Raw genomic sequence first — 21,525 nt, forward strand, 5'->3', positions numbered from 1 at the left:
AACCGGAGGCTTTTTATGTCATAAAAACTATTTTTATTTATGATACATGAAATCTGCAAGACGGTATAATGCCGCCTTGCAGTTTCTCATCTTATCTTACGGATTAAACTTCTTTGTAATCTCCGTCAACTACGTCATCTCCGTTAAATCCTTCCGGAGCCGGTCCTGCTTCTGGTGCAGGTCCAGCCTGTGGTCCTGCCTGACCAGCCTGTGCGCCTGCCTGTTCGTAAACCTTTGTGAACAGTTTCTGAGCGCTTTCCATCAGTTTTTCTTTTCCTGCTTTGATTTCTGCAACCTGAGCATCTGTAAGTTCTTCTGTATTCGCTTTCGCAAGCAGATCTTTCAGAGCCTGTACGTCAGCTTCTACTGCTGCTTTGTCTGCTGCATCGATCTTATCTCCAACTTCGCCAAGTGCTTTTTCTGTCTGGAATACCATAGCGTCGGCATCGTTCTTAGCATCGATTGCTTCTTTACGTTTCTTATCCTGAGCTTCAAATTCAGCAGCTTCTTTTACAGCTTTGTCGATATCTGCATCAGACATATTAGATCCTGCTGTAATTGTGATGTGCTGTTCTTTTCCTGTTCCCAGATCTTTTGCAGATACATTTACGATACCGTTTGCATCAATATCAAATGTAACTTCGATCTGTGGGATTCCACGTGGAGCCGGCGGAATTCCATCCAGTCTGAACTGTCCGAGGGACTTGTTATCTCTTGCAAACTGTCTTTCACCCTGTACAACATTGATATCAACGGCTGTCTGGTTATCAGCTGCTGTAGAGAAGATCTGGCTCTTCTTTGTCGGGATTGTTGTGTTTCTCTCGATCAGTCTTGTAGCTACACCACCCATTGTTTCGATAGAAAGTGAAAGTGGAGTTACATCAAGAAGAAGGATGTCGCCTGCACCTGCATCTCCTGCAAGCTTACCACCCTGGATAGAAGCACCAAGTGCTACACATTCATCCGGGTTAAGAGATTTGCTTGGTTCTTTTCCTGTCAGACGTTTTACTTCCTCCTGAACTGCCGGGATACGTGTAGATCCACCAACAAGAAGTACCTGACCTAAGTCTGCTGCTGTAAGTCCTGCATCAGAAAGTGCACGTCTTACCGGTTCCTGTGTCTTTTCTACAAGGTCACGTGTCAGTTCATCGAATTTAGCTCTTGTAAGAGTCATATCAAAATGCTTCGGTCCTTCAGCTGTTGCTGTGATGAACGGAAGGTTGATGTTTGTTGTTGTTGCAGAAGAAAGTTCTTTCTTTGCTTTTTCAGCTGCTTCTTTCAGTCTCTGAAGTGCCATTCTGTCTGTTGACAGGTCTACGCCTTCTTTTGCCTTGAAATCTGCAAGCATATAATCTGTGATCTTCTGGTCGAAGTCATCTCCACCAAGTCTGTTGTTACCAGCTGTAGAAAGAACTTCGATAACGCCGTCACCGATCTCGATAACAGATACATCAAATGTACCACCACCAAGGTCGTATACCATGATCTTCTGTTCTTTTTCATTGTCAAGTCCATATGCAAGAGCTGCTGCTGTAGGCTCGTTGATGATACGTTTTACATCAAGACCTGCAATCTTACCTGCATCTTTTGTAGCCTGACGCTGAGCATCGTTGAAGTAAGCCGGAACAGTGATAACTGCTTCCGTAACTTTTTCTCCAAGATATCCTTCTGCATCTGCTTTCAATTTCTGAAGGATCATAGCTGAAATTTCCTGTGGAGAATATTTCTTTCCATCGATGTCTACTTTATGATCTGTACCCATCTCACGCTTGATAGATGAGATTGTCTTTTCTGCATTTGTTACTGCCTGACGTTTTGCAGGTTCACCTACAAGACGTTCTCCTGTCTTTGTAAATGCTACTACAGATGGTGTAGTTCTTGCTCCTTCTGTATTTGCGATTACGACCGGCTGTCCACCTTCCATAACCGCTACACAACTGTTTGTTGTACCTAAGTCAATACCAATGATTTTGCCCATTATGAAGACCTCCTGTTAATATAATAAAAATTGTATTTTGCTTTGTTATTTATATAAAGTGTATCGTAAATGCGGTACACGGTATATCTTAGTTTGCTACCTTTACCATGCTGTGTCTTACGACTGAGTCACGGTACATATATCCTTTCTGGAATTCCTCAGCTACTACATTTTCACCAAGTTCTTCATCCTCCACATGCATCACTGCATTGTGGAAATTCGGATCGAATTCCTGACCAACTGCTTCAATCGGTTTTACTCCGATTCCTTCCAGTGTGCTCATCATTTGTTTATAGATCTTATCCATTCCATCTACGAACGGATCATCTTTCTTTTCTTCCGATACGGACTGAAGTCCGCGTTCAAAGTTGTCTACAATCGGAAGAATTTTTTCTACAACATCTTTGGCTCCGATCTCATACATCGCTGACTTTTCTTTTTCAGTACGCTTTCTGTAATTATCGAACTCAGCCATGTGTCTCGTAAGTTTGTCTGTCAGATCTGCGATCTGCTCATCCTTTTTATCTTTTTTATTCTTCTTTTCAAACAGCTTCTTTTTCTTTGGTTCTTCAGCATCTTCGGAATTCGTCTCTTTACCAACAGCTTCTTCCTCTGTTGCTTCGGTTTCTTCCGCGTCTTCCGGTTCCTGCCCTTTTGCCTCCTGCTCTTTGGCTTCTGCCTCCGCAGCTTTCTTTGCTTCTTCCACTGCTTCTTTTACCATTTCTTCATTACTCATCTTTTTATCCAATGGTTCTTCCACCTTTCTTACTTCTTATTCGAGCTTTTTCGGCTCATCCCTGTGGAATATGTCATCCAGCTCTGCCATCAGTGTCTTAAGCGTCTTCATGACATGTTCATAATCCATTCGCTTCGGTCCGATGATTCCGATGGTTCCCTGCATGCCCTCGCCCAACTCATATGTTGCTGTGACTACGCTGCAGTCTTTCATGTTCTCCACATTCGATTCATCTCCGATGTATACCTGGATGTCTCTGTCTTCACCGCCGTTTGCCATTGACTTTGTTACCAGAGCGGCAAGCTGCTGCTTTTCTTCAAAAGCACTGATGATCTCCTGTGCGCTCTGCTTATCACTAAGCTCCGGATACTTGAAAATATTCGTCGCGCCACTGGTGTAAATCTCCATGTCGTCATCCAGCTGGATCACATTCGCTACTGCATCCAGGACACTGCTCATCACTCCACTGTGGATCCCTGCCTGTTCTTTCAGTCTTGCGATCACTCCCAGATTGATCTGCTCTAGTGAAGTTCCGTTCAGCGAAGTATTCAGAAGCATATTCAGCTTCAATAGTGCTTCATTGCTGAGCGGCTCATCCAGTGTCACGATCTGGTTCTTTACAATGTTGCCTTCCATCACGATCACAACGATCAGCTGATGGTCATCAACCTGTGAAAGCTGGATAAATTTTAATTTGTTCCCGTTGTAAGTCGGAGTCGAAATCATCGTCGCATAATTCGTGTTGTTCGCAAGAACCTTTGCAACCTGCTTCAGAAGTTCTTCCATCTTGTCAGCCTTCTCAAGCATCTGACCTTTGATTTCGGTAATCTCCTGTTCTTTCTGGCTCATCAGCATATCCACATACCATCTGTAACCTTTATCCGACGGAATCCTTCCTGCTGATGTGTGAGGCTGCATGATATAACCAAGCTCTTCGAGATCTGCCATCTCATTCCGGATCGTTGCCGAACTTAAATTCAGATCCGTATACTTGGAAATCGTTCTGGATCCCACAGGCTCTCCGGTCTCAAGATAGTTCTTAATGATTGCATGTAAGATCTTCGTCTTCCGCTCATTAAGTTCCTGTATGGCTTCCATATGCTACCTCCTTTTTGTTATTAGCACTCGTTATGTCTGAGTGCTAACATTTTCTACGCTTATAAATGTACCACTTACTATTCACTTTGTCAACAGGGTTTATGATTTTTTTATTTTTAGTCCGGTTCCACCCGGATATGCTGTCGGATTCCAATTCAATCGGCAAACCATTCCGTTTGAATCGGAGTCCCTTCTTTTCTGCCTGAACCGCCTGCTCCCTTCCTCCCAAACTCCCCACCCGACCGTCAAACCAAAAAAAACACACCCCAGCCTCCCGGTCTGATGGTGTGCATTTCTTCTATTATATATAGTACATATCCTGACTGTATTCACTGTATTCCTGATATTTTTGTTCGAGGTCAGAGAGAAACAGATTCTCAAGGATATCCTGTAGTCCTCTGTTCAGACGTTCGATAACTTCACTCTGTACAGCCTGAGCCGCAGCTCTTCCGTTCTCGGCGCCTTCTACATCCTCTTCTTCGATGAGATAATCACCTTCCAGCGCACGTAATATTTCCGCAACCGAAATCTTTGTGGCAGGCTTCGCCAACAGGTATCCCCCCTGCGGTCCTTTCACACTTTTGATGATTCCGGCTTTTCTGAGTGCCGCAAATACCTGTTCCAGATACTGCGGTGAAATACTGTTACGCTCTGCAATTGCTGCAAGTGCAACATGGGATTCTTTCGAGTATACGGACAGGTCGATCAGTGCCCGAAGTCCGTATCTGCTTTTCTTTGAAAAATTCATATTCTACTCCGTGAAGAGCGGTGTGGAGTAATATCTGTCTCCGGTATCCGGAAGCAGTGCCACAATCGTCTTTCCTTTGTTTTCCGGACGTTTTGCAAGTTCGATCGCTCCATAAAGTGCAGCTCCCGAAGAAATTCCTACCAGGATTCCCTCTTTCTTTGCAAGCAGCTTTCCTGTTGCAAAAGCGTCATCATTTTCTACAGTAAATATTTCATCATATACAGTTGTGTTGAGTACGTCCGGTACAAATCCTGCTCCGATTCCCTGAATTTTGTGAGGACCACCTTTTCCTGTAGAAAGTACCGGTGAACTTGCAGGCTCCAATGCAACGATCTTCACATCCGGATTCTGGGATTTCAGATATTCGCCGACACCGGTCAGTGTTCCACCTGTACCAACACCTGCGATAAACAGATCTACTTCTCCGTCTGTATCCTTCCAGATCTCTGGTCCGGTTGTCTTTCTGTGTACTTCCGGATTAGCCGGATTAACAAACTGTCCAGGGATATAGCTGCCCGGGATCTCTTTTGCAAGTTCATCTGCTTTTTCAATCGCACCCTTCATTCCCTTTGCGCCTTCTGTCAGAACAATCTCTGCTCCGTATGCTTTCAGGATGTTTCTTCTTTCTACACTCATTGTCTCCGGCATAGTAAGAATGATACGGTATCCTTTGACTGCTGCAATCGATGCAAGACCGATTCCCGTATTTCCCGAAGTAGGCTCAATGATAACAGAACCTTCTTTTAATAATCCTTTTTCCTCAGCATCCTCGATCATTGCTTTGGCAATTCTGTCTTTTACACTTCCGGCCGGGTTAAAATATTCCAGTTTCACAAGGATTCTTGCCTCTAATCCTAATTCTTCTTCAATATTTTTCACCTCTACAAGAGGAGTATTTCCAACAAGCTCTAAAGCACCATTATAAATTTTTGACATCGTAAGTTCTCCTTTCTTTCCTACTGTTTTGATAGGTTTAACTCAATGATGTCATTATATGCCTATAAAACCTATTTGTCAAGTATACTTTATATTTTTCTGATTTTCCAAATTTTACTCTTCCAGCAGAAACTCTACAAACACACTGTTGCTGACATCGATCCCCCGTTTTGTAAGCCATACTCTGTCATCATCCTGCTCAAGAAGCTTTAATCTTTCCAGTTTGCAGATCGGTTCACCGTAAATATCCTCCAGACTCTTCCCAAAGTACTCTGAAAATTCTTTTTTTGAGATTCCGTTCATTTTCCGCAATCCAAGAAACATAAATTCCTCCATCTCCTCAGTTTCTGTCAGAAGCTCTGCCTGAAATTTGTTCCTGTAGGAATGTGCATACTCCCTTAACTGATCCGGGTTCGTGTAGCGACTCATTTTTCCTTCCAGCTTCCTGCATTTTCCAATCAGATCCCCGGGAACCAGAGATGCCGCACCAATTCCAAATCCCAGATACGGAATTCTCTCCCAATATCCCAGGTTGTGCCGGCAGGCATATCCCTCCTTAGCATAATTGGAAATCTCGTAACGGTGATATCCGTTCTTCTCCATCAGCGTTTCCGTATCCCAGTACATCTGACGCTCCGCATCCTCATCCGGAAGCTTTGGCCCTTCTTTTGCCTCGTCTTCTACATATTTTTTATAGAAAGTTGTTCCCTCTTCCAAGATCAGACTATATGCAGAAATATGCTCCGGGGAAAGTGCCATTACCTGCTCCAGTGTACGCCTCCAGCTTTCCACCGTCTGCCCCGGAATTGCCGAGATCAGGTCTACATTGATATTTGAAAAACCATTGGCTCTCGCCAGATGATATGCTTCCCGAAATTCTTCATAAGTATGGATTCTTCCAAGCAGACGAAGTTCCTCATCATTGACCGACTGCAGACCGATACTCAGACGGTTCACCCCTGCCTGTCTGTACTTTCGCAGTTTTTCTTCCGTTACCGTTCCCGGATTCATTTCCATAGTGATCTCTGCGTCCTCATCCAACGTAAATATTTCCCTGACCGTATCCATCAGCCGCCCAATCTGCTCACCGGTAAGAAGAGATGGGGTTCCGCCTCCGAAAAAAATGGAAATCACCCTGTAATTCTGCACTGTATCCGGACAGTTTCTGATCTCGTCGACCAGCATTTTCACATATTCCTCTTTTTCCTTTTCTCCAGCCGGACCGGAAAGGAAATCACAATATGCACATTTTTTCACACAAAACGGAATATGAATATATAGTTCTAAAGGCTGCATCTGCTTTTCTCCTTTTCTGTGCAAAAGGCAGGAACCTTTCCCTCGGAAACCGCTCCTGCCTTTTTGTGTATACGATGAGCCAAGTACAGATTTGTGCTTGCACAAGAATCTGTACTTGGCGAATGTACATCATCGAGCTGTTAAGCGAGATAGTGTACAAAGTATACGAATCGAGTAGGAGTCAGCCTGCTCGATTATCCTTTGTCTGTCTATTTGTCGTCCAGTTTTAATACACTCATAAATGCCTTCTGTGGAATTTCTACATTTCCAACCTGGCGCATACGCTTCTTTCCTTCCTTCTGCTTTTCCAGAAGCTTCTTCTTACGGCTAATATCACCGCCGTAGCACTTGGCAAGTACGTCCTTACGCATGGCTCTTACTGTTTCACGGGCAATGATCTTGCTTCCGACAGCTGCCTGGATCGGAATCTCAAAAAGCTGTCTCGGAATCTCTTCTTTGAGCTTCTCACACATCTTTCTTCCTCTCTCATAAGCACTTCCCGCAAATACAATAAAGGAAAGAGCATCCACTTCTTCTTTGTTGATCAGGATGTCCAGCTTGACCAGATCAGATTTGACATAGCCGAGCATTTCATAATCAAAAGACGCATAACCGCGGGATCTGGATTTGAGCGCATCAAAGAAATCATAGATGATCTCATTCAGAGGCAGGTGGTATTTCAATACCGCTCTGGTCTCTTCGATGTATTCCATTCCCTGATATTCGCCACGTCTTTCCTGACACAGATCCATGATCGCACCGATAAATTCGGATGTCACCATAATCTCTGCTTTTACCATCGGCTCTTCCATAAAATCAATTTCTGACGGATCCGGAAGATTAGACGGATTGGTCAGGTCGATCACTTCTCCGTTGGTCTTGTGCACCTTGTAGATAACGCCCGGCGCAGTTGTCACCAGATCCAGATTGTATTCTCTTTCCAGTCTCTCCTGAATGATCTCCAGATGCAAAAGTCCAAGGAAACCACAGCGGAAACCAAATCCCAGCGCAAGAGAGGTCTCCGGTTCAAACTGAAGTGCCGCATCGTTGAGTTGCAGTTTTTCCAGTGCATCTCTCAGATCCGGGTATTTGGAGCTGTCTGCCGGATACATTCCGCAGTACACCATCGGGTTGACCTTTTTATATCCCGGAAGAGGCTCAGAACATGGATTTTCCGCACCTGTTACGGTATCACCCACACGGGTGTCCTTTACATTTTTCAGGCTGGCTGTAAAATATCCAACCATTCCTGCTGAAAGCTCATCACAAGGGATAAACTGTCCGGCACCAAAATATCCAACCTCCACAACATCGGCAGTTGCACCTGTCGCCATCATATGAATCGGCATTCCTTTCGTGATACATCCTTCTTTGATACGGCAGAATACGATAACGCCTTTATACGGATCATAGAGGGAATCGAAAATCAGTGCCTGAAGCGGTGCATCCGGATCTCCTGTCGGAGAAGGGATCTTTGTCACGATCTGTTCCAGAACCTGATCTACATTAAGCCCTGTCTTTGCCGAGATCAGTGGTGCATCCTGCGCTTCAATTCCGATCACATCTTCAATCTCTTCGATCACACGCTGCGGCTCTGCGCTTGGAAGATCGATCTTGTTGATAACCGGCATGACATCCAGATCATGGTCCAGTGCCAGATATACATTTGCCAGTGTCTGCGCTTCTACGCCCTGTGCCGCATCAACGACCAGGATCGCTCCATCACAGGCTGCAAGACTCCGTGACACTTCATAGTTAAAGTCTACGTGTCCCGGAGTATCGATCAGATTAAAGATATATTCCTCCCCATCCTTTGCCTTATAAACCGTGCGGACTGCCTGTGATTTGATTGTGATACCACGTTCTCTTTCCAGATCCATGTTATCCAGCACCTGTGCCTGCATCTCTCTGCTGGTCAGAAGACCTGTCTGTTCAATAATACGGTCCGCCAGTGTGGATTTTCCATGGTCAATATGTGCAATAATACAAAAATTCCGAATCTTTTTCTGATCCATATGCATATTTTCAGTCTCTCCTTTTTCTTCTTATCTATATCTGATTACTTTTCCCGTTTGCTACTGTACTGCACCAGAAAGAGTTCCACCGAGAGGATATCTCCCATCTTTCCGGTTTTTACATCTTCTTCCGTCTGTACACCGGCTTCTACGATCCCACGCAGCTCTTTCCTGGTAAATGCCTTCGCCTGTGCCCGGTACTTTCCTACCAGGAATGGCATGATTCCCACCTTGGCGGCAATCTCTTTTGGCGGAACCCCAGTACGGTCCATCTCTTTTACCTCCATCAGGATACGGAACTGTCTGGTCAGCAGGTAGAGGATCCGCATCGGCGGTTCCCTCAGTGTCAGAAGATCATAATAGTAATCCAGCGCTTTTTTCTGCTCTTTTGCTGCAACTGCATCTACCATATCAAAAATATGGTTTCCGATCTGCGTAGTACAGATTTCATCAATATCTGCTGCCGTGATCTCCGTGTGGTTCATGCAGTAACAGAATAATTTTTCCAGCTCCTGCCCGAGATTCTCCATGTCATTACCAGTCTTTGCAAGCAGATAGCGCACTGCTGCCTCCGACATCTGAAGCTTCTCCTTTTTCGCCATCCCAAGGATCCAGCGGATCAGTGTCTTTTCATCCTGCCGCTTCAGTTCTACAATATGACCTTTCTCCTTGATCACTTTGTAGAGCTTTCCTCTCTTATCCAGCTCTGATTCCACAAAGATCATATAAGTGGTCTCCGGCATGTTCTTCAGATATTCTGCCAGCTCCGGTGTCGCATTTTTCAGAAAACCGGTATTTTCCAGAACGATCAGCCTGCGCTCTGCAAAAAAAGGTAAGGTCTCGGCAAGGTCGATAATCTCCTTCGGGTTCGTGTTCTTTCCCTCAAAATAACGATAATTCATCGTGTCACCTTCCGGAACCATCGCTTTGACGAAACGGTTTTTATATAATTTTTTCAGATAAGCTTCTTCGCCGTACAGAAGATAAATCTGCTTAAACTGTCCTGTCTTTAAATCTTCATTCAAACTTTTCATGGACTTTGGATACCATATTCCCTTCCATCTGTATACATACTGACAGCACCTCTGTCTTTCGTATTATATAGGCTTACGCCCCATTTTGCAAGTCTTTCCAGTGTTTCCGCATGCGGATGTCCATAACGGTTTTCTTTTCCGGATGAACAGAATGCTACCCGTGGTCGAATCACTTCCAGAAGCTCTTCGCCGGTCGCATTTCTTGATCCGTGGTGTCCGACTTTCAGCAGATCATAACACGCCGGAAGTTCTCCTTTTTTCCGGAGATTCTTTATTCTCTCTGCCAACAGCTCTTCTCCGGTATTTTCCAGATCTCCGGTAAAAAGCATGGTAATTTTTCCATATTGCAGGTGAAGTACCAGAGAATTTTCATTTCCATTTTCAGATGGCTCACCTTCTCCAGGCCAGAGACAACGCATCTTCAATTTTCCAGACAGAAAAATAGTATCCATCTCCATTACCCGTACCTTCGTTCCTGCCTCTTCTGCCAGATTACATAATTTAATAAGCCTTTCATCCCAATATTTCTGTTCCGGAAAAATCAGATACTGGATTTCTACTCCATACTTTCTCCGTTCCAGAAGTTCTTCCACTGCATTTAAGTGATCCACATCCCCATGCGTCACCCACACATAATCCAGCCTCTTCACGCCCCGGAATTTTAAAAATGGTTCCAACCGGTATCTTCCTGCTGCATCTACCGAACTGCTTCCGCCGTCGATCAGGTAATTTTTTCCGTTTCCGTCCCGAAAGAAAAAACAGTCGCCCTGTCCCACATCCAGCATAGTCAGCTCCATCTGCCCTCGTTTCCACTTTGGGATCCCGAGCAGGATGAGCAGGATCCCAGCTGTCACAAGCTGTCTTACCACCCATTTCCCGGTTTGTCTGCCCTCTTTCTTTTCCTTCCTTTTTCTCCACAAATAAAATAGAAGAACCCCATAATAACAGGCAATCTGCCAGAGCCGTGGTCTTCCCGGAATCCACCTTGCCCCCGGAAGTTCCAGGAGCAGACCGCTCCCTTTTTCATAAAAAAGCAAAATCCACTCTGTTATTTTCCAAAGTGCGCTCTGCATTATATCTCCTGCCCCACACGGAATCAGCATGACTGCCATCCCTGCACTCCCGCAAAACAGAAGCACGGATGCCATCGGAATTACCAGAAGATTCCAGGCTGGCGCATACAGGCAGTTTTCATAATAGTGCCACAATGTAACTGGCAGCAGAAAAAGCCAGAGCCTCACCGACATCCGGACACTGTCTGAAAATCTGCCTTTTTTATTTCCCAAACCAATCAGATAGATACCGAGAACCGCAGCAAAAGAAAGCTGGAACCCTGCCGTAAAAAGCCGCAACGGATTTGCCAGAAGCAAACCAATTTCCGCAATCCCAAGTGCCGTCAATCCATCGTATTCCCTTCCTGTCAGCTCTGCTCCCATCCGGATCAGAAACATGGTAAACGCCCGCAGTGCCGAAACACTCATTCCAGTCATCACCACATAGCTCCCAAGAAGCAGACTTCCCACTACACCGGCCTGTAAAATAGAAAATCCGGTTTTCCTAAGCCCCCGGTAAAGTCCGTTGCCAAAAAAAGAAATATGCAGACCGGATATAGCCAGCAGATGCCCGATCCCTGCCACCCGGTAAAGTTCTTTCACTTTCTCTTCTGTATAAAAAGAATCTCCCAGAAGAACCGCACACAAAATACCCCCTCGACGCTTTCCCATCTCTCTGCAGATCTCATCTGCGGTCCGGTTCCTAAACTGCCACAGCTTTTCGCGGAAGGAAGTCTTTTTCACCTGTTTTTCCAGAACCTTCCCTTTCCATAAGACTGCCTGGATATTCTGCTGCTTATAATAATTTTTCTGGTCAAAATTGCCCGGATTGGCCGCCGGATCAAAAAATCCCACATTGCCTTTAACCAGAATCCGCTGTCCGATTTCCGGACCATTTCCCTTTTCATCCAGATAGACAAGCAGCCTCTCGTCAGCGACTGCTTTTCCATTCCCCATCTCTCTGATCTGTATTTTTTTCAGATACAGGATCAGTTTTTCTTCTTTTCTGGTTTTCTGATAAACCTCTCCTTCCACCATCACTTCTTCCGACTCTTTCCAGAGCTTCTCACACCTTGACACACCGAGTCTTCCAAAAATCTTTCCTCCCCCTGTCAGATACAGTACCAGAATCAGTCCTGCCAGAAGTATTCCGGCAAAACCAAGTCTTCGCTTGATCAACCGATCAATCCTCCTTTATCATTTCCTGGTTTCTGCTCAGAGGTTCATCCAGCTTTATACTCTCCTGATATACAATACTGCTGTCTCCGTTGATTGAAATCTGTACTTCAGAGACATTTCCACCATCGATCACTGAATTTACGATGGAATAGATCACCGTCTCCGGACTGACTCCCGGAGCAATGTTCCGAAGTCCTTCATCAAAATTCAGATAGCAGATATGATCTTTGATCGACACACCCAGCAGCTTTGTTCCTTTTGGTATGGTAGCAAGCAGTCTGTTATTGGATGGTCCTCGCATCAGCTGTTCCACTACAACCCGTTCCTTCGACTCATTGCTGTTATACCGCACCGTATCCTCTTCCTTTTGCAGCTTTTCTCCAGATGAATCTGCATAATACAGCGTAAGCTTCATCTCCTGGAAAGAGTTAATAGAAGAGCCTGTGTTCTGTACAAAATCTTCTGCCTGCTGGTATCCATAAGTATTCCCCTTTTTATCCGTAAGTGGCGTTCCATCTACACAGATCATCACCAGATCCACTCCATCGATCTGCGTCAGTGAACGGACAAGCGCTGCCCTGCACAGAACCTCTCTTACCGTATCCATCTTTCCGTAAGCAGCATTATAGTACAGGATCAGCTTTTCATCCTCCAGAGTGTATCTCTCCAGTTTTACCTTTTTCGGCAGTGCCGCCTGTGCCTTCACCTCGTCATCACACTTCTGCAGCGCAGACAGCATTCCTTTTACTTCTTCGTCCGCCGACTTTCCTGTTCCATCATAGCCGTTCGGAACCAGCGCCGTTCCGCTCTGGTTAATCTGGTAAATCGTGTATTTTGCATCTGCTTTCTGCTCCTTTTTTCTGCATCCCACAACGCCTGTAAGAAGACACACTGCAAGAAGAATGCTTATGATCTGGTAATTTTTTTTCATTCTTCTCACCCTTCCCTCTTGATATAAGTAAGCGGGATCCGGACTGTAAATGTCGTTCCCTCTCCCGGTTCACTGTAGACCTTGATCGCACCGCGGTGCATGACAACCGCATTTCTTGCAATCGAAAGCCCAAGACCAGTTCCGCCGATCTCACGAGAATGGGATTTGTCCACACGGAAAAACCGCTCGAATATATGATCCGTATCTTCTTTCGGAATCCCGATTCCAGAATCCGCAACCTTCAGATAAAAATACTTATGATCCGCATTTAAAGACACGTGTACCCATCCGTTCTCTTTATTGTACTTGATCGCATTTTCCACCAGATTCGTGATCACAAGTGCAATCTTTACCTCATCAATCTCCGCTGTCACCGGACGAAAACTCTCAAATACCAGTTCAATATTACTTTTTGCCGCAAGTGGCTGTAATCTTTTGAGAATCCGTTCTACCAGTTCATTAACATCCTGACTCTTAATATTTAAGTTTGCACCCTTCTTATCCAGTTTTACAAGATCCAGAAGGTCATTGATGATCTTATTCTCCCGCTCGATTTCTTCGGACAAATCACCCATGAATTCCCGGTAAATCTCCGTCGGTGCATCCGGCTGCATCAGCAGTGAATCCGCCAGCACCTTCATAGAGGTCAACGGTGTCTTCAACTCATGGGATACATTTGCCACGAACTCTTCTCTCGATGCATCCAGTACTTTATAGCGGTCCCACAGCTTATTAAATGCATTGGAAATCCGTTCCGTTTCATCATAAGCATTTTCATGGAGATAATTATCTCCATAGCCTCCTGCCATCTCCTCGATCGATTGAGACATCCTTTTCAGCGGCCTTACAAGCAGCATACCGATGATTGCTGATAAAAAGATCCCGATAATACTGATTGCAACCGTTGAAATTCTTGCCTTTGACTGCAATGCCTCTACATTGTCACGCAGACTGTCTGTAGAAACACTGACCAAAATCATTCCTTTTACCGGCTCTTCCCCTTTTTTGACCGGGACTGCCACTTCAATGTACCGGCTCTTTCTGTCATAACTTGCCGGCTTCTCGCCGCGGAAGCATTTGACTACATCCTCGGAAATGATCGTCTTTCCCTCCTCCAGATCATAGGTATCTTCCACAATCCGGAATTCATCATCAATAACAAGCACTCTTCCATTGTAAATATTGGATAATTGTGATAGTTCTGTATCGATCACATCAGAAACTCCCGTTTTCAGATAATCAGAATTGACCAGCTGATTACTCAGAATCATACACTGGTTTTGAATCTCTGCTGTGCGCACGGATACGGTTCTCTGATCATAGCTTTGCAGAATCGCATTCATCAGGATCACACTGGATAATATGACAAATACGCTCAGGATCACCGTTACCCGCACTTGCAGACTTTTTATGAATTTTGGTACAAAAAATTTAACCCCTGAAATAATAGCCAACTCCCCACTTTGTGTAAACGTATTTCGGATCACTTGGATTTACTTCAATCTTCTCGCGCAGTCGTCTGATATGTACATCTACCGTTCTTGCATCTCCCGGATACTCATATCCCCAGACAATATTCAAAAGACTTTCCCTGCTGTAAACCTTGTTCGGATTCATCGCAAGAAGCTCCAGAAGATCAAATTCTTTTGCGGTAAGATTCAGTTCCCTGTCCCCGGAAAAAACTCTCCGACTTTCACAGTCGATCTTCAGATCTCCCTTTACCACAACTTTACCGCTCGCGCTCATCCCGTCTTTTTTAGCGACCCTGCGCATGATTGCCTTCATTCTGGCCTTAACCTCAAGAATGTTGAACGGCTTTGTGATGTAATCATCTGCGCCATATTCCAACCCGAGGATCTTGTCCATATCCTCGCCCTTCGCAGTGAGCATGATGACCGGTACATCTGAGAAATCACGGATCTGTCTGCATACTTCAAATCCATCGTATTTTGGAAGCATGACATCCAGAAGAATCATATCATACTCTTTTCTTTTTACCATCTCAAGTGCTTCCTCACCGTCGTATGCGCAGTCAACTTCCATATCATCCTGTTCCAGGCTGAATCTCAGTCCTTTCACGATCAGCTTTTCATCATCTACTACCAATACTTTTCTGCCCATCTTGCGCACTCCTCTACTCTACCGTTATCTGCTCCCGGATCTTCTGAAAGATTCCTTCCTTGATCCCGTCCACTTTCTTCAGATCCTCTATCTTCCTGAATCCACCGTTTGTCTCTCTATAAGCAATAATTGCTTCCGCGCGGGACTCGCCAATCCCGCTTAAGCTTAAAAGTTCAGCCTTTGTCGCGGTGTTCAGGTTTATTATTCCTGTGTCTTTTCCCATCCCGGCATCTGCCATATCCGATGGTGAACCTTCTTCTTTCAAAGTCTGTTCTTCTTCTCTGGATGGCACATAAATCCTTTGTCCATCTGTCAGATGTGCTGCCTGATTCAGATAAACCTGTCCTGCTGCCTCCGTCAGACCTCCCGCTGCTTCTATGGCATGCGTGATGCGGTCTCCTTCCTGCAGTTCATATACACCGGGTGATGCCACCTCGCCACATACATACACCCAGATCGAACCTTCTTTTTCTTCACCACCCGGATCTGCTTTTGCCTTATCCGGCTTTTCTTCGGCAGCCTTTGATTCTGCCTCATTTTTCTTATCCCCGGCATCCGCTTCTGCAGCAGCCACACTGGTAAAGGTCTCTTCTTTTTCATGGCATGCTGACAGCATACAGCAGATTCCAAGGAAAATTCCACATATTTGATATAAAATCCGTCTTCTTTTCCGCATACATACTCCTTTTCCGCAGAGCACGTCCCCTCGTACTTCCAAGACATGATTATTGTAACGAATTTTTTTCCAAAAGACAACCTATTTCCACTGAAAAATTGTCGTGCCGATCAGAGCGATCCCCATACCGATCACTTTTCTCCAGGAAAATGGCTCTTTTTCCACACCAAATAATCCCACCAGTTCAATCAGATACGCCACAATAAGCTGAGACATAACGATCAGAAGTGCCGCCTTTGCAGGCCCGAGCTGCGCCATACTTTTGATCACGGTCCAGGTGATCCCTGCTCCGATCACACCGCCAAGCAGCATATATTTAGGCTGCACCTCTCCTATCGTGGCAATACTGTCCCTTCCCATGATCAGCCACATTACCAGGCAGATGGCAAATGCACTAAGCTGCACCCAGGCATTACTCACCCACATTCCTGTCGTCTTTGTTACCTGGGTGTTAAATACCCCCTGCACACTCATCAGCGCTCCCGACAGCAGGGCAATAAAAAATCCGGTCATCTTTCATACCTCCTTTTCTTCTGAAAGTATATCCGATGACCGGCTCTTTTATTCTCTTATTTTTATCAGGCACCGACTTTATGCAAGTGCTTTTTTCAGGATCTCTGCCATCTCATCTACCTGTTCTTTACCGATAACAAGCGGTGGGATCATTCGGATCACATCTGTTCCAGCTCCGATGATCAGAAGTCCTTCTTCCAACGCTTTGGCTGTCACTTCACCCAGCGGCTTGGTGATCTGAAGTCCCTGGATCAATCCTCTTCCCTTTACTTTAACGGCTGCATCGCAGGTATCCACGATTTCCTGCAGTTTCTGTGTCAGATATGGTGCGATTTCATTGACATGATCGAGCATATGCTCTTTTTCAAAGATCTCAATAGTCTTGCTGACCGCTGCACAGCAAAGTGGGTTTCCACCATATGTAGTTCCGTGATCTCCCGGTACCAGCGAATTATCTGCAACTTCTTTTGTCATCGCAAATGCGCCGACCGGAACACCGCTTCCGATTGCTTTCGCCATTGTCATGATATCCGGTGTGATTCCCATCTGCTGCCATGCAAACCATGCACCGCTTCGTCCCATACCACACTGTACTTCATCGCAGATCATCAGGATTCCGTTCTCATCACAGATCTTACGGATTCCCTGCATAAATTCTTTTGTCGCTGCGTTGATTCCGCCTTCGCCCTGGATTGTTTCCAGAATAATCGCGCAGGTCTTATCATTTACCAGTGCTTTTACACTGTCAAGATCATTGTAGATTGCAAAATGTACACCAGGCATAACCGGTTCAAATGGCTCTCTGTATTCTTTGTGTCCGGTAAGTGCAACTGCACCCATACTTCTGCCGTGGAATGAATTCTCCATTGCAATAAATTCATAACGTCCGGTTTTTTTTGTGTACGCATATTTTCTTGCAGTTTTGATCGCACCTTCGATTGCTTCTCCACCACTGTTTGTGAAGAATACCTTGTACATACCGGTGATCTTTTTCAGATCTTCTCCTGCTTTACCGCAGGTTGTATTATAATACAGGTTTGATGTATGGATCATCTTGTCAATCTGAGCCTTTAATGCATCATTAAATTCCTTGTTGTTATATCCCAGAGAAGATACTGCATATCCTGCTGAGAAATCCAGATATTTCTTTCCTTCCGGATCATAGAGGTATGCGCCGTCTCCATGGTCCAATACAACCGGATAACGGTTATAAGTTTTTAAAATCGCGTCGTCCTCTTCCTGCATATACTGATTTGCCATAAGAATTACCTTCTTTCTTTGTCTTCCCTTTAATCTTCTTCACCGTTTCTTAAAATTGCAGTTCCGATACCCTTCTTCGTGAAAATCTCAAGAAGCAGGCAGTGCGGAATTCTTCCATCCAGAATATGGACTCTGGACACTCCGTTTTCAATCGCTCCTACACAGTTCTGCAGTTTCGGGATCATTCCTCCGGAAATTGCTCCGCTTTCGATCAGTTCATTCGCCTGATCTACAGTAAGAGCTGTGATCAGAGAAGATTTATCCTCGTAGTCTCTGTATACCCCTTCAATATCAGAGAGGAACGCAAGCTTCTCAGCATGAACCGCTTTTGCGATCGAATAAGCTGCATCATCCGCATTGATATTATAAGTGTTGTAATCATCATCGATTCCGACCGGGCATACGATCGGGAGAAAATCTTTATCCAGAAGATCCAGAAGAACCTCTGCATTGACCTTCTTGATATCTCCTACAAATCCAACGTCCTGTCCTGTCATGGAAAGCTTTTTATCAACTCTTAAAAGTCCGCCGTCTTTTCCACTGACACCGATAGCACGGACACCAAGTTCTTCGACCATACGAACCAGATTTTTATTAACCTTGTTCAGTACCATCTCTGCAATTTCCATGGTCTCTGCGTCCGTCACACGAAGTCCGTCGATGAATTTCGGCTCCATTCCGGCTTTACTTACCCATTTACTGATCTCTTTTCCACCGCCGTGAACGATGATCGGTTTGAATCCAACCAATTTCAAGAATGTAACATCCTTGATGACATTTTTCTGGAGTTCTTCGTCCAGCATTGCACTTCCACCGTATTTTACAACGATGATCTTACGGTTGAAACGCTGAATATAAGTAAGCGCCTCAATCAGAACTTCTGCTTTGTCCAGATACTGCTGCATATCCTGATCCATTTTGCTTACCTCCTAGCTTCTGTAATCTGCATTGATGTCAATATATCCGTGAGTCAGGTCACATCCCCATGCGGTTGCGCTTTCGCTTCCCATCTTCACATCAGCAACTGCTTTTACTTCTTCCTGTGAGAGGATCTCCGTTGCTTTTTCTTCACTGTAATCTACCGCTGTACCATTTTCGATGATCTGGATCTTTCCTGCCTTGCTCTCAAAGAACAGATCCACCTTTTCCGGGTCAAACTGTGCTCCGGAATATCCCATTGCACAGAGGATTCTTCCCCAGTTTGCATCATGTCCTGCAATTGCTGCCTTGGTAAGATTTGAGCATACAATTGATTTTGCAAGTGTCTTTGCAGTCTCTTTTGTATCTGCACCAACTACAGTTACTTCAAATAAAGCAGTTGCTCCTTCTCCGTCACCTGCGATCTTCTTTGCAAGGTATTCGTTGATCTCATGCAATGCTTCCGCAAAGGTCTTATAGCTTTCACTGTCTACCGTGATCACTTCATTTTCAGCCATTCCGTTTGCAAGAAGAACTACAGAATCATTTGTAGAAGTATCTCCGTCTACGGAAATCATATTGTATGTATCATTGACATCATCACTGAGGGCTTTCTGAAGTGCCTCTTTTGTGATTGCTGCATCTGTTGTGATAAAGCTGAGCATGGTGCACATATTCGGATGGATCATACCAGATCCTTTTGCCATACCACCGATGGTAACGGTCTTTCCGGCAACCTCGATCTCTACTGCGATCTGTTTTTCACAGGTATCAGTCGTCATGATTGCTTTTGCTGCCTCAGTTCCGTTTGCCAGTGTATCATTTTTCTTTTCAGCAAGAGCCTTTACCCCTGCCACGATGCGATCAATTGGAAGCTGCTTTCCAATGACACCGGTCGATCCGATCAGTACACCGTCTGCATTAATTCCAAGAGCTTCTGCTGCCGCATCTGCTGTGTCCTTGCAATAGCCAAATCCTTCCGCACCGGTACATGCATTGGCAATTCCGGAATTGACGATCACAGCCTGTGCTTTTGCACCGCTCTTTACAACCTGCTGATCCCATTTTACGCATGCTGCCTTTACAACGTTTGTAGTAAATGTTCCTGCACATTCACATGGAACCTGGCTGTAGATCATTGCCATGTCGGTTCTGTCCTGATATTTGATCTTTGCTGCTGTTGATGCTGCCTCAAATCCTTTTGCTGCGGTCACACCGCCTTCGATAATCTTCATCGTATATAGCCTCCTTTAGCCCTCTTCGATAAATGCTGTAATATTTTCCTCATTTAAAACAAACTCATAGTAGTTGACATCCGGTCTCTTGGTCCATCCGATCGTATTCCAGAACGTATTGCCGATATCATTCTTGGTAAATGCGATCAGTGTGATCTTGTTGATATGTTCCTCTTTCAGAGCTGACATTGCATAGGCAACCATGCTCTTTCCGATCCCATGACAGCGGTACGCCGGATCTACACATACATGATAAAAACATCCGGTTCTTCCGTCGTGTCCGCAGAGGATTCCTCCTACTACTTTTCCGTCTATTTCGGCGATCACACTGGTTGTCGGATTCCTTTTCAGGAATCGTTCCACGCCTTCTTTTGAATCATCTATGCTCCGAATTCCAAATCCTTTGATCCGCATCCAAAGTGCATGAAGCTGGTCATAATCTTCTACTGTCATCGCACGAATAATTGTTGTCATATATTTTCCATTCCTTTTCTTTTTCTGCCATGTTCTACGGGAACATCGGAACCAGATCAAGACCTTCACTTTCCGGAAGTCCAAAGATCAGGTTCATGTTCTGTACAGCCTGTCCTGCTGCACCTTTTACCAGGTTGTCGATCGCACCCATCATAATGATACGGTTTGTTCTCGGATCGATCTTAAATCCGATATCGACATAATTGCTTCCTTCTACCCATTTTGTTTCCGGGTAAACATCTTTCTCCAGAACACGGACAAATTTTTCATTTGCATAATATTTATCGTAAACTGCTTTTACTTCTTCCCAGGTAACATCCTTTGTAAGCTTCGCGTACTCTGTTGCCAGGATTCCTCTGTTCATCGGAACCAGATGCGGTGTAAAGTTAATCACAACCTCTTTGCCGCTCGCATATCCAAGCTGTTCCTCGATCTCCGGTGTATGTCTGTGTGTTGCCACACCGTATGCTTTCATATTCTCATTGACTTCACAGTACAGGTTCGGAACCTTTGCCCCTCTTCCTGCTCCGGATGTTCCGGACTTGGCATCAATGATCAGCGTATCCATATCGATCAGTCCTTCTTTTGCCAGCGGATAAGCAGTCAGGATGGAGCATGTTGTATAGCATCCAGGATTGGCGATCAGTCTTGCGCCTTTGATATCTTCTCTGTTCACTTCACACAGTCCGTAAACTGCTTCTTCGATAAACTGCGGGCTCTTGTGCTCAATACCGTACCATTTTTCGTAAGTCTTGACATCTTTGATACGGAAATCTGCGCTCAAGTCGATGATCTTAACCTTTGATAAGATTTCTTCATTAACTAATGATGCGCACAGTCCCTGTGGAGTTGCTGTGAAAATCACATCTACCTGATCTGCAAGTTGTTCCATATTATCATCTAAACATACCGCATCTACGATCTGAAACATATTGCGGTATACATCTGCATATTTCTTATCGATATAGCTTCTTGAGCCAAACCATTTAATTTCTACGTCTTTATGTCCTGTTAAAATGCGAACCAGTTCTCCTCCGGCGTAACCGGTAGAACCGATGATTCCTGCTTTAATCATGTAAACCATCCTTTCGTAAATGCCGTATTTGTGTATAGATAGGCATAATCATAAATACTATAAACCCATTAATCCCTATTGTAAAGGGGTTCGCGGGAATTGGGGGAATGTTTTTTTGATTGGTGCGGGGACGCTCCTGCGCGAAATATGTTTGCACGCAACCGCGCTTGCGCTCCGCTCAAACGCAGCGGTACTAGGCTCGGCTTTGCTTACGCTCGCCTTGCCAAGTGCCGGCGTTTTCGAGGGGTTG

Annotated in this window: 19 protein-coding genes; all 19 read right to left on the minus strand. The window is 44.9% G+C overall.

All coding sequences use genetic code 11. The annotated features are described in order from the left end of the window. Nucleotides 1-103: 103 nt before the first annotated feature. Nucleotides 104-1,978: a molecular chaperone DnaK gene (dnaK, locus tag PGZ10_RS03935; RefSeq protein ID WP_008374721.1), complete on the minus strand. Its 1,875-nt coding sequence runs from the start codon at nucleotides 1,976-1,978 to the stop codon at nucleotides 104-106. Nucleotides 1,979-2,066: 88 nt separating this feature from the next. Beyond that, complete coding sequence (gene grpE / locus PGZ10_RS03940; RefSeq protein WP_270540763.1) at nucleotides 2,067-2,714, minus strand: nucleotide exchange factor GrpE; 648 nt, start codon at nucleotides 2,712-2,714, stop codon at nucleotides 2,067-2,069. A gap of 36 nt (nucleotides 2,715-2,750) precedes the next feature. Further along, the gene (gene hrcA, locus PGZ10_RS03945; RefSeq protein WP_022220707.1) at nucleotides 2,751-3,812 is read right to left on the minus strand and encodes a heat-inducible transcriptional repressor HrcA; all 1,062 of its coding nucleotides are present in this window, start codon (nucleotides 3,810-3,812) and stop codon (nucleotides 2,751-2,753) included. A 301-nt stretch (nucleotides 3,813-4,113) separates the two neighbouring features. Continuing rightward, nucleotides 4,114-4,560 carry an RrF2 family transcriptional regulator gene (locus tag PGZ10_RS03950; protein WP_008374709.1) on the minus strand — a complete coding sequence of 149 codons (447 nt, stop codon included), beginning with the start codon at nucleotides 4,558-4,560 and terminating at the stop codon, nucleotides 4,114-4,116. Between the two features lie 3 nt (nucleotides 4,561-4,563). Continuing rightward, complete coding sequence (gene cysK, locus PGZ10_RS03955) at nucleotides 4,564-5,496, minus strand: cysteine synthase A (RefSeq protein WP_055157569.1); 933 nt, start codon at nucleotides 5,494-5,496, stop codon at nucleotides 4,564-4,566. Nucleotides 5,497-5,610: 114 nt separating this feature from the next. Then, nucleotides 5,611-6,792 (minus strand): radical SAM family heme chaperone HemW, encoded by a 1,182-nt coding sequence (hemW, locus tag PGZ10_RS03960; RefSeq protein ID WP_270540733.1) that lies wholly within the window; start codon nucleotides 6,790-6,792, stop codon nucleotides 5,611-5,613. Nucleotides 6,793-7,001: 209 nt separating this feature from the next. Continuing rightward, nucleotides 7,002-8,813, minus strand: coding sequence for a translation elongation factor 4 (gene lepA / locus PGZ10_RS03965; protein WP_008374702.1), 1,812 nt, complete (start codon nucleotides 8,811-8,813; stop codon nucleotides 7,002-7,004). 38 nt (nucleotides 8,814-8,851) lie between these two features. Further along, nucleotides 8,852-9,841: a DNA polymerase III subunit delta gene (holA, locus tag PGZ10_RS03970; protein WP_270540734.1), complete on the minus strand. Its 990-nt coding sequence runs from the start codon at nucleotides 9,839-9,841 to the stop codon at nucleotides 8,852-8,854. Continuing rightward, on the minus strand, nucleotides 9,838-12,072 hold the full coding sequence (locus PGZ10_RS03975) for a DNA internalization-related competence protein ComEC/Rec2 (protein WP_270540735.1): 2,235 nt from the start codon (nucleotides 12,070-12,072) through the stop codon (nucleotides 9,838-9,840). Before PGZ10_RS03975 ends, holA begins: the two co-directional genes overlap by 4 nt. Nucleotides 12,073-12,076: 4 nt before the next feature. Then, the gene (locus tag PGZ10_RS03980) at nucleotides 12,077-13,003 is read right to left on the minus strand and encodes a GerMN domain-containing protein (protein ID WP_195250876.1); all 927 of its coding nucleotides are present in this window, start codon (nucleotides 13,001-13,003) and stop codon (nucleotides 12,077-12,079) included. Nucleotides 13,004-13,008: 5 nt separating this feature from the next. Further along, entirely contained in the window at nucleotides 13,009-14,346 is a 1,338-nt protein-coding gene (locus tag PGZ10_RS03985; protein WP_442872542.1) for an ATP-binding protein, read from the minus strand. A gap of 88 nt (nucleotides 14,347-14,434) precedes the next feature. Further along, on the minus strand, nucleotides 14,435-15,124 hold the full coding sequence (locus tag PGZ10_RS03990) for a response regulator transcription factor (protein ID WP_008374691.1): 690 nt from the start codon (nucleotides 15,122-15,124) through the stop codon (nucleotides 14,435-14,437). Between the two features lie 13 nt (nucleotides 15,125-15,137). Beyond that, nucleotides 15,138-15,800 carry a helix-hairpin-helix domain-containing protein gene (locus PGZ10_RS03995; protein ID WP_270540738.1) on the minus strand — a complete coding sequence of 221 codons (663 nt, stop codon included), beginning with the start codon at nucleotides 15,798-15,800 and terminating at the stop codon, nucleotides 15,138-15,140. Nucleotides 15,801-15,881: 81 nt separating this feature from the next. Continuing rightward, a complete protein-coding gene (locus PGZ10_RS04000; RefSeq protein WP_008374687.1) occupies nucleotides 15,882-16,313 on the minus strand; it encodes a DMT family transporter in 432 nt (143 codons plus the stop codon). Nucleotides 16,314-16,391: 78 nt separating this feature from the next. Further along, nucleotides 16,392-17,573 carry an aspartate aminotransferase family protein gene (locus tag PGZ10_RS04005; protein WP_118217300.1) on the minus strand — a complete coding sequence of 394 codons (1,182 nt, stop codon included), beginning with the start codon at nucleotides 17,571-17,573 and terminating at the stop codon, nucleotides 16,392-16,394. Between the two features lie 29 nt (nucleotides 17,574-17,602). Next, nucleotides 17,603-18,490, minus strand: coding sequence for an acetylglutamate kinase (gene argB, locus PGZ10_RS04010; protein WP_008374684.1), 888 nt, complete (start codon nucleotides 18,488-18,490; stop codon nucleotides 17,603-17,605). A 12-nt stretch (nucleotides 18,491-18,502) separates the two neighbouring features. Beyond that, nucleotides 18,503-19,726, minus strand: coding sequence for a bifunctional glutamate N-acetyltransferase/amino-acid acetyltransferase ArgJ (gene argJ / locus PGZ10_RS04015; RefSeq protein ID WP_117823967.1), 1,224 nt, complete (start codon nucleotides 19,724-19,726; stop codon nucleotides 18,503-18,505). A gap of 15 nt (nucleotides 19,727-19,741) precedes the next feature. Beyond that, on the minus strand, nucleotides 19,742-20,191 hold the full coding sequence (locus PGZ10_RS04020) for a GNAT family N-acetyltransferase (RefSeq protein WP_044999341.1): 450 nt from the start codon (nucleotides 20,189-20,191) through the stop codon (nucleotides 19,742-19,744). Nucleotides 20,192-20,234: 43 nt separating this feature from the next. Continuing rightward, nucleotides 20,235-21,275 (minus strand): N-acetyl-gamma-glutamyl-phosphate reductase, encoded by a 1,041-nt coding sequence (argC, locus tag PGZ10_RS04025; RefSeq protein ID WP_022220715.1) that lies wholly within the window; start codon nucleotides 21,273-21,275, stop codon nucleotides 20,235-20,237. Nucleotides 21,276-21,525 lie beyond the last annotated feature (250 nt).

The organism is Coprococcus sp. AF102-57 (genome assembly GCF_027686195.1).
Taxonomy (GTDB): Bacteria; Bacillota; Clostridia; order Lachnospirales; family Lachnospiraceae; genus Allocoprococcus; species Allocoprococcus comes.

What these genes read in the sequence shown, in the direction of transcription:
- dnaK (WP_008374721.1), bottom strand. Translation starts at nt 1,978, where the DNA reads ATGGGCAAAATCATTGGTATTGACTTAGGTACAACAAACAGTTGTGTA.
- grpE (WP_270540763.1), bottom strand. Translation starts at nt 2,714, where the DNA reads ATGAGTAATGAAGAAATGGTAAAAGAAGCAGTGGAAGAAGCAAAGAAA.
- hrcA (WP_022220707.1), bottom strand. Translation starts at nt 3,812, where the DNA reads ATGGAAGCCATACAGGAACTTAATGAGCGGAAGACGAAGATCTTACAT.
- PGZ10_RS03950 (WP_008374709.1), bottom strand. Translation starts at nt 4,560, where the DNA reads ATGAATTTTTCAAAGAAAAGCAGATACGGACTTCGGGCACTGATCGAC.
- cysK (WP_055157569.1), bottom strand. Translation starts at nt 5,496, where the DNA reads ATGTCAAAAATTTATAATGGTGCTTTAGAGCTTGTTGGAAATACTCCT.
- hemW (WP_270540733.1), bottom strand. Translation starts at nt 6,792, where the DNA reads ATGCAGCCTTTAGAACTATATATTCATATTCCGTTTTGTGTGAAAAAA.
- lepA (WP_008374702.1), bottom strand. Translation starts at nt 8,813, where the DNA reads ATGCATATGGATCAGAAAAAGATTCGGAATTTTTGTATTATTGCACAT.
- holA (WP_270540734.1), bottom strand. Translation starts at nt 9,841, where the DNA reads ATGAAAAGTTTGAATGAAGATTTAAAGACAGGACAGTTTAAGCAGATT.
- PGZ10_RS03980 (WP_195250876.1), bottom strand. Translation starts at nt 13,003, where the DNA reads ATGAAAAAAAATTACCAGATCATAAGCATTCTTCTTGCAGTGTGTCTT.
- PGZ10_RS03985 (WP_442872542.1), bottom strand. Translation starts at nt 14,346, where the DNA reads ATGAATGCGATTCTGCAAAGCTATGATCAGAGAACCGTATCCGTGCGC.
- PGZ10_RS03990 (WP_008374691.1), bottom strand. Translation starts at nt 15,124, where the DNA reads ATGGGCAGAAAAGTATTGGTAGTAGATGATGAAAAGCTGATCGTGAAA.
- PGZ10_RS03995 (WP_270540738.1), bottom strand. Translation starts at nt 15,800, where the DNA reads ATGCGGAAAAGAAGACGGATTTTATATCAAATATGTGGAATTTTCCTT.
- PGZ10_RS04000 (WP_008374687.1), bottom strand. Translation starts at nt 16,313, where the DNA reads ATGACCGGATTTTTTATTGCCCTGCTGTCGGGAGCGCTGATGAGTGTG.
- PGZ10_RS04005 (WP_118217300.1), bottom strand. Translation starts at nt 17,573, where the DNA reads ATGGCAAATCAGTATATGCAGGAAGAGGACGACGCGATTTTAAAAACT.
- argB (WP_008374684.1), bottom strand. Translation starts at nt 18,490, where the DNA reads ATGGATCAGGATATGCAGCAGTATCTGGACAAAGCAGAAGTTCTGATT.
- argJ (WP_117823967.1), bottom strand. Translation starts at nt 19,726, where the DNA reads ATGAAGATTATCGAAGGCGGTGTGACCGCAGCAAAAGGATTTGAGGCA.
- argC (WP_022220715.1), bottom strand. Translation starts at nt 21,275, where the DNA reads ATGATTAAAGCAGGAATCATCGGTTCTACCGGTTACGCCGGAGGAGAA.